15 protein-coding genes are annotated in these 9,914 nt (G+C 60.5%); 5 read left to right on the top strand and 10 right to left on the bottom strand.

Going from position 1 to position 9,914, the window contains the following annotated elements; translation table 11 throughout:
- Positions 1-55: 55 nt before the first annotated feature.
- The 8 genes from Q4543_RS22840 to Q4543_RS22805 form a co-directional block, all read right to left on the bottom strand.
- Complete coding sequence (locus tag Q4543_RS22840) at positions 56-376, bottom strand: transglutaminase N-terminal domain-containing protein (protein ID WP_303442158.1); 321 nt, start codon at positions 374-376, stop codon at positions 56-58.
- 259 nt (positions 377-635) lie between these two features.
- Positions 636-1,169 carry a hypothetical protein gene (locus Q4543_RS22835; protein ID WP_303442155.1) on the bottom strand — a complete coding sequence of 178 codons (534 nt, stop codon included), beginning with the start codon at positions 1,167-1,169 and terminating at the stop codon, positions 636-638.
- A gap of 346 nt (positions 1,170-1,515) precedes the next feature.
- Positions 1,516-2,529, bottom strand: a complete 1,014-nt coding sequence (locus Q4543_RS22830) for a transglutaminase family protein (protein WP_303442153.1) — start codon at positions 2,527-2,529, stop codon at positions 1,516-1,518.
- A complete protein-coding gene (locus tag Q4543_RS22825; protein WP_303442151.1) occupies positions 2,486-2,965 on the bottom strand; it encodes a hypothetical protein in 480 nt (159 codons plus the stop codon). The genes Q4543_RS22830 and Q4543_RS22825 overlap by 44 nt, the downstream gene beginning before the upstream one ends.
- Positions 2,966-3,259: 294 nt before the next feature.
- On the bottom strand, positions 3,260-4,348 hold the full coding sequence (gene hflC, locus Q4543_RS22820; protein ID WP_303442149.1) for a protease modulator HflC: 1,089 nt from the start codon (positions 4,346-4,348) through the stop codon (positions 3,260-3,262).
- The gene (hflK, locus tag Q4543_RS22815) at positions 4,345-5,412 is read right to left on the bottom strand and encodes an FtsH protease activity modulator HflK (protein WP_303442147.1); all 1,068 of its coding nucleotides are present in this window, start codon (positions 5,410-5,412) and stop codon (positions 4,345-4,347) included. The genes hflC and hflK overlap by 4 nt, the downstream gene beginning before the upstream one ends.
- 106 nt (positions 5,413-5,518) lie before the next feature.
- Positions 5,519-5,863, bottom strand: coding sequence for a hypothetical protein (locus Q4543_RS22810; protein WP_303442145.1), 345 nt, complete (start codon positions 5,861-5,863; stop codon positions 5,519-5,521).
- The gene (locus tag Q4543_RS22805; RefSeq protein WP_303442143.1) at positions 5,863-6,174 is read right to left on the bottom strand and encodes a hypothetical protein; all 312 of its coding nucleotides are present in this window, start codon (positions 6,172-6,174) and stop codon (positions 5,863-5,865) included. Before Q4543_RS22805 ends, Q4543_RS22810 begins: the two co-directional genes overlap by 1 nt.
- A gap of 268 nt (positions 6,175-6,442) precedes the next feature.
- Here Q4543_RS22805 and Q4543_RS22800 point away from each other — a divergent pair, with 268 nt between their 5' ends.
- The 3 genes from Q4543_RS22800 to Q4543_RS22790 all read left to right on the top strand — a co-directional run bounded on the left by Q4543_RS22800 (position 6,443) and on the right by Q4543_RS22790 (position 7,686).
- Positions 6,443-6,871 carry a hypothetical protein gene (locus Q4543_RS22800; RefSeq protein ID WP_303442142.1) on the top strand — a complete coding sequence of 143 codons (429 nt, stop codon included), beginning with the start codon at positions 6,443-6,445 and terminating at the stop codon, positions 6,869-6,871.
- Entirely contained in the window at positions 6,868-7,281 is a 414-nt protein-coding gene (locus Q4543_RS22795) for a hypothetical protein (protein WP_303442141.1), read from the top strand. Before Q4543_RS22800 ends, Q4543_RS22795 begins: the two co-directional genes overlap by 4 nt.
- A 216-nt stretch (positions 7,282-7,497) precedes the next feature.
- Positions 7,498-7,686, top strand: a complete 189-nt coding sequence (locus Q4543_RS22790; RefSeq protein ID WP_303442139.1) for a hypothetical protein — start codon at positions 7,498-7,500, stop codon at positions 7,684-7,686.
- A 58-nt stretch (positions 7,687-7,744) separates the two neighbouring features.
- On the opposite strand, the gene Q4543_RS22785 is transcribed toward Q4543_RS22790, so the two are convergent.
- Positions 7,745-8,479 carry a Crp/Fnr family transcriptional regulator gene (locus Q4543_RS22785; RefSeq protein WP_303442137.1) on the bottom strand — a complete coding sequence of 245 codons (735 nt, stop codon included), beginning with the start codon at positions 8,477-8,479 and terminating at the stop codon, positions 7,745-7,747.
- A gap of 149 nt (positions 8,480-8,628) precedes the next feature.
- Between Q4543_RS22785 and Q4543_RS22780 the strand changes: the two genes are divergently transcribed.
- The gene (locus tag Q4543_RS22780) at positions 8,629-8,871 is read left to right on the top strand and encodes a hypothetical protein (protein WP_303442135.1); all 243 of its coding nucleotides are present in this window, start codon (positions 8,629-8,631) and stop codon (positions 8,869-8,871) included.
- A gap of 59 nt (positions 8,872-8,930) precedes the next feature.
- Here Q4543_RS22780 and Q4543_RS22775 read toward each other — a convergent pair whose 3' ends face one another.
- Positions 8,931-9,155 (bottom strand): hypothetical protein, encoded by a 225-nt coding sequence (locus Q4543_RS22775; protein WP_303442133.1) that lies wholly within the window; start codon positions 9,153-9,155, stop codon positions 8,931-8,933.
- 128 nt (positions 9,156-9,283) lie between these two features.
- On the opposite strand from Q4543_RS22775, the gene Q4543_RS22770 reads away from it, so the two are divergent.
- Entirely contained in the window at positions 9,284-9,463 is a 180-nt protein-coding gene (locus Q4543_RS22770; protein ID WP_303442131.1) for a hypothetical protein, read from the top strand.
- Positions 9,464-9,914: the final 451 nt, after the last annotated feature.

The raw sequence follows: 9,914 nt of genomic DNA, 5'->3' as shown, positions 1-9,914 counted from the left end.
CCAGACATCCCACATTGCAGGCGCTCCGGGGAGACGTTCCGCGAACGGGGACGTCCTACCGGGAAAGATAAGAGGGGTACTGAGCCGCCGATCCAGCGATGGCAAAGACCGGCCAGTCTGGCGCGGTCAGTTCAACGCTGGCGCGGCTCTCGATCACCAAGCGATCTGTCGTGCCGTCAAAGACAGCGGTGGCGATGGCGTTGCCGGCCACATCATGCGCCCATGTCACGGCCCCCGGCGGAGTGATGGAGAGAGTGTGCGAGAGAAGCCGCAATTCCCGCGTTTCTCGGGGACGCAGCATCAACCGATGCGGCCCAAGCGGGACCTCGTGGCGATATCGGTAGGTCGTGGTGTGAACGATGTCGAGGCAGGTCAAAATGGAGATCCAGTGTGGTTCGAGGATGACGGCGCGCACGTCGATGCGGATCAGCGGCGGCGCGATGACCCGGAGCTATCGGGCACGGAGTTCCGCCAAGCGTTCAACCCCTTGCAGCGCCGACAGATGCGTTCTCCAAAGCCTTCACTCCAGAAAACAACATCGCATCTCAGACAACGACGCTCTCGAGGGACGTCGCCAAAGGCCCGTCCGTGGGCGATGTCCGGAAATGCGACGTCGACCGAGGTTTTTTTAGCGATCATATCAAATCCGCGCCGACTTTCGTGCGCGTAGCCGACAGACCTGTCGGTCGTGGAGGCATGCCCTCGTTTTCAGCAGCATGGATAGACGCAATGTCACTTGCACCTTGGCACGCCGGGTTCCGGTCCAGGACATCCCTGTCAGACTGGGATGTCCGGAGCCCCGAATAGAGATGCCGCAGATGTGCTGCAGAGACCCCGTCGGCCTCCATCACGAGGCGCACCATCGGATCAGCCAGCATTTCCTCAAGGAAGAAGTCGGACAACGCCCTACCGGTAAGCTTGTCCCTGGCGCGGGCATGGTCCAGATCGGCAAGGGAAATGGTCAGAGACCGCGCAAGCCCCGGATGCGATGTCCGGGGATGAAGCTTCACCATGACGGAGGCTCTCCAGGCAGCGGGATCTCGTTGATCCGGAGGTGAAACCAATTCCGTTTCGATCTCATACTCTCCCGCCGGGAGCGTTTCGTTGAAGCCCGGAACGGTGAACGGGCGGGAAAAAACCGCAACGGTCTTGCTTGTCAGTTCTTCCATTGGCGTAATCCTTTCCCTTGGTGCTGCGGGTGGTCCGCGCTCTAATTCCGAACTGGGGGCGCGGCCTTTGTACGCCTCAAGACGTCTTGGGTTTCGCGGGCGCTTCCGTGCCAGCGGTCTTGGGCTCGTTTTTCTTGGCAGGGGTCTTTGCGGTCTCCGCAGGCTTCGGCTTCATTGCGGCCGCAGCCCGGGCAGTCAGGTCCTTGAAAGACATGTCATCGATCCTTTGATTGGCCAGCGCCAACTCCTCGTCCCTGACGGACCGGGATGCTTGGCATCGGTATTATTTATATGGGGATTGGAGACCCGCTTTACGATGGCGCATCGACAAAGAAGCCGAGGTCAGTCACGCCAATTCATCCGTCCAGACCTTGAATTCCGTCAAAGTGTTCTGACCGAATGTCTGGGTAAGAGGGACATCGGCGGCATCACGGCCGCGCGCGATCAGGATTCTTGCAAACCTCGGTTTGTTGTTCCGGGGATCGAACGTGTGCCATTCTCCAGAAAGAAAAACCTCCATCCACGCGGCGAAGTCCCCGGGCGGGTGAGGCAAAGGCTCACCTATGTCGCTCAGGTATCCGGTGCAGTAGCGCGCCGGAATATTCATGCAGCGACACAAAGCGATGGCGAGGTGAGCAAAATCGCGGCAGACGCCCTGCCGCTCGGTCATTGTCAGCGAGGCGGTGCGTGTCGCTTTCGCCTGCATGTAGTCGAACCGGACATGTCCATGCACGAAATCGCAGACCGCCTGAACGCGTGACCATCCCGGATCCGTGGTCTCGAAAAGACGCCACGCCTCCTCTGAAAGAAGATCGGTATCGCAGTACCGACTGCCCTGTAGAAACACGAGGGTCTCGAACGGCAGATCCTGAACCGCGTGCTGCTGCGCGCCAGGGGACGCGGGATCAGGCTGACCCGGGTCGCGGAAGATGCCATCCGTCGACAGGCAGACGTCGCCCGCCGGAGCCAGGAGGCGCGTACACCAGTTTCCGAAGCCGCCCCGGTAACTTTCAAGTGGCACACTTGCTGACGTCGCAAGATAGTCGGCACGCTCCAGATCGCCAAAGCGCGAGTACCTGCCGTCCTCGCGATCAACTTCGCGAGGGGATGTCTCATCGCCGCTTGCTCCTTGGCGGACCAGAGTCCGCCGGTTGCCGCGCGGGTTTTCGATAGCCCAAGCGTGAGCGTTCCGGTCAGGCGTCGAGTGGGCGCAGGCGGTGGCGGGGAGCCCCTGAAATTCGATCTCGATGGCATGCCTTCGTTCTCGGCCACCTGGATTGCGAAGTCCTGCGGGACTGTCGGATGAATGCGACCGGTCATCGGGGCGACAGCCTGTGCAAGGCCGCAGCAGCAAGAGCATGCTCCTTCTGGTGGTAGTCGCCGCGGAATTTGCCATCGACCTGCACCTTCCAGATGCCGTTTCTTTCCCATACCTGAACCCCACCGCGCTGCGCTGGCCGGTTCATGAAAGACCCCTTTTCTCCTCTGCTTTTGGGCGGCATGGATTGTTTGTCCGTCATTTCCAACTCCTTCGCGTTGGGCGCAGATGGTTCTCCGAGGAGCATCACGGCGCGAATGAATTCTTCCGCATAATCATCGGTTTCGCGGTGGTCGTGTTCGTGCCGGGTCATACTCATCGGCTCGACGAAACGTTCTCGCAGGTGATCGACGAAACGCGGCTCGGTACGGGCCATGTAGGCGATCAAGGCTTGCAGGATCCGTTCATGGGCCAGCACGCGCCGTTCAAGATCGGTCGTTTCTGCTGCCGTCCCGGTAAGATATTTGGCTGCTGTCATGGCGTATCATCCTTCACGCTGCGTGGTGCGACGCTGGATGTCGTGTCTTCGAGCGTGGGCAGGCAGGCCATCGCCTCGTCGCGATCCAGCTCTTGCCATCCACCTACCAGTCAGGCGGACATCGGGTGCTGACGCAGGTTAGGGGCAGGAAAATCAAGTGGGGGTGTCTTGCTCGGAAGGGTAAACAGCCTTTCGCCGACGCCCCGTCGTCTTCCTGTGGGGGCAGCGGCCTGTCGACCGCTGCCGCTTCCGCTTGGTGCCCTCAATTCATGATTACGCTCTTTGGCCACGAAACTATCGGCCCACACCGACATCTGAGTGTGTCACAATCGGCGTCGTGGGGTTTTGCGCTGGCCGGGCCCTGCCGATTGACGCCACGCCACCGTCGTCCGGGACGTTGCCCGGATCGCGGATTGGGTTTGCCTCGCCCTGCATGCCGCGCAGGAACCGGAACAGATCGCTGTCCGTCGTCAGGACAAGCGTCGTGTCGTCGGAGATCATGTCGCCGTAGGCCTGCATTGTTCGGGTGAAATCGTAGAATTCGACCGAAACGGCATCGACATTGTAGGCGCCCGCATAGATTGCTGCTGCTGCGGCATCGGCGGCACCGCGGATTTCCTCGACGGTGCGATAGGCTTCCGATTGGATCTTGTTCAGGTCTCTCACCCGGTTGCCTTGAATACGGGCCGCTTCGCCGTTGCCTTCGGACAGGAATCTTTCAGCGATCTGTCGCCGTTCCGAAATCATGCGGTCATAGATCTTGGGTCGCACGCTTTCGTTGTAGTTTATGCGTTTGAAGCGGATGTCGAGAAGCTCGATCCCGAAAACGCGCACCTTCTCCGCCGCCGCCTCGAAGATCTGTTGCTCGACCAGCGCGCGCCCTTTGGTGATGGGAACGAGCGCGCCAATGTCCTGGGCAAGCTCCTGATCAGTCAGAAGCGCGTCCCGAAGCGGCGTCCGGCCCCTGGTCGTGCGCACAATCTCGATGAGTTCGTGCTTGGCGACGGCGTTCCGCGTCTCGCTGCCAAGGATATCGTCGAGGCGCGACTGGGCGCTGCGCTCGTCGCGCAGGCGCAGGAAGTATTGCAGCGGGTCGGTGATCTGCCACCGTGCGAAGAGATCGACAGAGATATAGAGCTTGTCCTTGGTGGGCATGTCCGACGGCGAGCCATCCCACTCCAGGACCCGGCGGTCGATCCGGTTTACCTCCTGAATGAAGGGCAGTTTCACTTTGAGGCCCGCCTCGGTGATCGATGCGCCGACGGGCTTGCCGAACTGAGTTATGATGGCCTGCTCCACCTCGCCGACCGTGAAGACGGCAGATGACGCTGCGACGACCCCGGCCACGGCGATCCCCGAAGCAATGAGTGAAATGGTCTTCATGGTTGTGCTCCCGCTGGCCGATCGAGGTTCAAGAGCGGCAAGATGCTTGCCGTGGACCCGTCGACGATGATCTTGGAGCCAATACCAGGCAGAACATCCTGCAGAGTTTCGATGTAGATCCGGCGCCGCGTCACCTCGGGGGCTTGGCGGTATTCCGTCAGGAGCGCCGTGAAACGTGCCGCATCGCCCTCGGCTTCGTTGATGCGCCTCAGGCGATAGCCGTCGGCTTCGCGGATACGCTGGTCCTTTTCGCCTTCGGCCAGAGGTATGACGCGGTTGTATACGCGGCGGGCCTCGTTGATGATCCGCTCCTTCTCTTGTTGTGCCTGGTTGACCTCGTTGAACGAGGCTTGAACCGGCTGGGGCGGATTGATGTTCTTCAGCTGCACCTGGTCAATGCTGATGCCCATGGCGTACTTGGTGGCGAGCGCCTGCATCTTCAGCAGCGCCTCGCTTTCGATTTCCTGGCGCCCGACGGTGATAACCTCGTCGACTGTGCGGTCTCCCACAACTTCGCGCATGACGGACTCCGAGACGTAACGCAGGGTCGCGCTTGGTTCACGCACTTCAAACAAGAACTTCCGGGGTTCGGAAATCCGGTACTGCACCACCCATTCCACAAGCGCCGCGTTAAGATCGCCGGTCACCATCTCGGTCTCGCGGCGACCGTCCGTCGGGCTCTGATAGGGATCGGAGGCACCCGGAGTCGTGAACCCGAATTCTTGTTTCAGCTGGCGCTTGACCGGGACCAACGTGGTCACGTCGATCCCGAACGGGATCTTGAAGTGCAGCCCCGGAGGGACCTCGTCCGCGTACTTCCCGAACCGTTGGACAATCGCAACGGAGTCGCTCGGAACCGTATAATATGAGGACCACGCCCCAAATGCCGCAAGCGCAATGGCGGCCCCGATTGCAAGACGCTTCACCGGCGGCAGACCGTCCGGCAGGATGTCGTGCAGCCGATCCCGGCCCCGCCTGAGAATTGCGTCCACCTCAGGGGGACCGCGGGTCTGCTTGTTTTTCCAAGGTCCGCGATCTTCCGGTCCATAGTCATCAGAAGGCATCGCCAGTTCCTATCTCGATTTTGGCACTCGGGGTGATGGAGACACGCGGGTTTGACGGTGTGACACGATTTGCGCCATCGCATCGCGGGCTTTGTCCAGCATGCCCTTAGAGGTCCAGTTCCTTCAGGCAGGCTTGCGCGATATCCCGGTTCGGGGCATCGGTCCCCGGCATGGTCGCCCAGCCGGCCGTCATGAGAGCGTCGCGTCTCTGGTAGGTCGAGGCGGCCCGGATCGTTTCAAGCTTGCCTGCCCGCGCCGGGTCCGAACGCGCTATGTCGAGGCACACCGGAACCATGGAGGCAACGACATCGTCACGGGACATCGCCATCGCCCGGTCATTCGACGTGCCGCCGGTGACCCAGCCGCCCCATGTGAATCCGACGACACCGACAAAGACAGCACCGATCACGGCACCATAGATGCCGGGTTTAAGCCATTCGGGAGTATTCATTACAAGTCCTCCGGCGGAGAAAGCGCCGCGTCGCTGTGGTTGTTCATCTCAGTCGGATCCTGATCCCGGCTCAGCGCCTCATTCAGGTCGCGCTCTGATATCGTGTGCAGTTCCATCCAACCCGCCCGATCCCCTCTGCCAGGAACGGTCAGATGGGTTGCCGTCCTCTGATAGGTTTCGAAACCTTGCCCGCAGAGAAGTTCTTCCTGAATCAGGACTTCGTAGTCCCCGGCCGGAAGTTCGTGCGGAAAATCGGCTAGGCTGAACGGGTGCAGGAAAGTCACCCTCAAACTGGAGGAACGCACGCTCATCTCTGGCCTCCACGATTTTGGCAGATCCGTCGCTCGCCACTGTTGACGGCCCCTTGGATTGCGGACCTGACCAGTCGAACGATGTCTCCTCTTGTACCTCGGAAACGTTCGATTGGTGCTGACACATGTTAGTCCCGGGCGCCGCGCGGGTAGCGAACACCCTGAGGAGGTTCGCTGGCACTGACCTGTGTAAGGGCGCAGGGACCGAGCTGCGCGTACCCTTTGGGAAGCAGGGATGATCTGCATTCCTGCAACCAAGACTGGAAGCATGATGGCCCCCCCCAATGTTCTCAACCCGAACCCGCCCGAGTTCGAACGATTTCTCTATGCATCGGTCGGCCTGGACCGGAACGGATGTATCGTGACGGTCCTCTCCACGCTCGCGCGCCTCGGCCTCGATCCATGGAAAGAAACCGCTGAACTGGTCACGCTGGGGCGCGACGACGCGCGAGCACGCTTGGGAACGCTGCTTGCGCGTTTTCGGGATGTACCCGCGCTTGCAAGCGATTACGACGAGGTCGCTCAAGACCTGAGCCAGCTGCTTCCCGAGGGCCAGACGTCAGGCAGCCTGAAGCGAGCTGCCTCGACTGTCGCCGACGGCCGCCCGGGAACAAGCGGAGCGATCTGGACAGTGCTCGCGATTATCTTTCTGATGTTGCTTATTTTTATTGTTGGCGGTTCGGGGTCAGGCGAATGACTGTCTTAACCGAGACCGCGAGGACACCGGGTCATGCAGCGCACAAATCCGGAACTCTATCGCCGCGTGAACAGGGCGTTCTCTGGGATATGGAGGAAGACTTCTGGACCAGTGGCGACGACAGTGCTCGGGCGACGACAGCGACCAACGCTGTGATGATTTTTCCCTATCCGCCCGGCATCCTCCAGGGTGACCAAATCTGGACCCAACTTCGGCGGAGGACCGGCTGGCGTTCCGTCGTTATGGCCGAACGGCGCGTGACGCGATGCGGTGACATCGCGATCCTCACTTACCGAGTCTCGGCTGAAAAAACCGACGTGCCGATCTACAAGGCGCTCTGCGCGTCAACGTACCTTGGCGATGACGACAAATGGCTGAGGGTTTCCCATCAGCAAACGGCGGTGACTTGAAAGCAGACAAGGCAATCGATCCGCCACAGACGCTGGGGCTAACCTGCGTCAGTACGGCGAGCGCTGGCATTTGCTAGGTGAGGCGTACCCGCCGAGTATTTGGCGGCACTGTAAATTTCCAAGTTCCTGAAAAGCGTGTGGGCGTGTCGATCCCAAAAAAGTCGGCATGCCGGCACGCTTTTTATTTCTCGGAAAGTCCATGAAAGGACAATTCCAATGACCCCCGAACAGACCAAGACTGCCGAAAAGATGACATCTGTCAAAGCCGCGTGGGACAAGGCACCTTCCGGCCCGAAAAAAGATGCGGCCCTGAAGCACTACCGCGCGGCCGAGACAGCACACACGGCGAAGAACGATGCGGAAACAAACAAGGAACTCGATGCTGCGACCCACGCGCTCGCTTGATGTCAGCGTCTGATCTCAACACCGGGGCCGCCCGCCGATCAATGGCCGGCGGCCCTTCTTATTTCAAGAGCGGCCCGGTCTGATCCAGATACGCTGAATCAAACCCAGCCAGTTCCACCAACCCGGCATGATCTTCAAAGGACACGCGACCGTCTCGGAAGGTCACCAGCGCTCTTTCGCGCAGCTGTCGCAGGACGCGATTCACATGAATGGCACTTAACCCCAGCACATCGGCCAAGTGATACTGGGTAAGTGGGCAGTCGTATCCTTCTCTGGATCCCATACCCACCAGGGCCAGCCTCGATCCCAGTTCCAACAGAAAATGTGCCATGCGGGCGTCCGCGTCGCGCCGGCCGATCCCGACAAGGTGTTCGACCACCATCGCCTCGTCCCGCGACGCCGCCCAGAGAATGGCTGTCGCAAGCCGCGGCGTCTGCACGAAGGCCGCCAGAAGGTCGCTCTTCAACACTTCGGCGGCCTCAATTTCCACGATGGGTTCGAAACTGTGGTCCGAGGTGCGCAACAGCACGCTGCGCAAGCCGAGGAAATCTCCGGGTACCTGAAAATCGACAATCTGGCGTGTCCCGTCAGGCTGGAGCTTGTAGGAACACACCCAACCTTTCGACAGGATATAGGCAGCCTGATCCGACTGCCCCTGATGTACCATATCACGCCCCGCGACGAAGGAGCGACGGCGCTGGTGCAGGTTCTCGAGCACATCCAACTCTGCCTTTGACAACGCGACAAAGGCCGAAAGCTTGCGGGTGAGCGGGCTGGTCGCGAATGGTGACATGGCTTCTCCCTGACAGGTCCGTCAGCTGCGTGGAAATCGTTTCACCGACTGCTCTCGATCAGTCCAGCATAGCCCCTTTCGTGCGAGAAGTACGGATAGGTCCGGCGCGAATTCGGCCCAGATCGCGAAACGAGAAGGGAAACCCGAAGATGTCTACGGTGAACGAATATTCAGGACAGGCCGCCCTTTCAATCTGCGAGGCACTGCTGCTTGCCATGAACGATGGCGGACTGCTGCCAGAGCATGAGATCGTAGGTGTTCTTCGCGACGCCGCAGCAACCCACGAGAACGCCAAGGGGTCGGAGGCCGAAACGGAAACGCACCGATCTGTTGCGGCACTCATCAACCAGATCATTGCTGGCGGCAACTCCGTTCGGAGGCCGCAAGTGTAAACGCTCAATCGCATAGGATCTTCATTGCCGATGGTAGCGTCGACGAGCGTGGTGCAATTTCACCGGCAGGTTCGATCTAATCTCAGCTGGCCATCGATGTGTAGGACGGGCTCGCTGTTCAGCTGCCCGTCGCAGCTCAGCTTCTCGGCAAGCTTGCGGACGTGATCGGGCCGGTTCGGGATCGTGCCCCTGTGGCGGGCCTCACCGCCGCGTTCTCCCCGCGCGACCGCGACGGAAATCGTGGCCTTATGGACATCCAGCCCGATGAAAGTGCTATCCTGCATGTGGTCTTTCCCCATTCCTGAGGCTCGGCACCGGCCCATCCGGCCCATCCGGCGCAACCCTCGAACGGAGAATGCCGCGGGAGAGGTTACCGGCCCAGTCCGTTCACAAAGCGATCATGGCGCCTAATATGAGCGACATGCGCCTGTACGATACCGCCGGAAACCAGCTCTGCCTCAACACCGAGGAGCGGGCTGCCTTCCTGGTGGTGGCCCGTCGCAAGCCTGTACGAGATCGCACACTTTGCGAAACATTGCTCTTCACCGGCTGTCGCCCGTCAGAGCTGCTGGAGATCACTCCTGCTCGGTAGACCTGCCGGGCGGGACAATCACCATTCGCAGTCTGAAAAAGCGCAAGGATGCCTTTGACAGCTCGGAGAGTGTCTACAGGAGCGTCCCAGTGCCGCCCGACTACTGGACACCCTCAACACCGCACACGGTATCAGGGAAGCTCAGAAATCTCGCAAGCAGGCTGCCGCACCGATCTGGCCGCTCAGCCGCGTCCGGGTCTGGCAGATCGTCAAGCGCATCATGATCGAGGCGGGCATTCCCGATGCACCGCATCGCTCGCCCAAGGGGCTGCGTCACAGCTTCGGGGTCCATGCCACAGTCTAGGGCGTTCCGCTGCACATGCTGCAACGCTGGCTCGGCCGTGCACAATTGTTGACGACCGCGATCTACGCCAAGGTGACGTCCCCAGACGTGGTGTAGCTTACGGTGGCCATCGGGTTTCCCGGTAGGGTCGGGTTGCGAGAACCAACC

This window comes from Salipiger sp. 1_MG-2023 (assembly GCF_030547555.1).
Classification (GTDB): Bacteria; Pseudomonadota; Alphaproteobacteria; order Rhodobacterales; family Rhodobacteraceae; genus Salipiger.
This window is presented reverse-complemented; position numbering and strand designations above follow the sequence as displayed.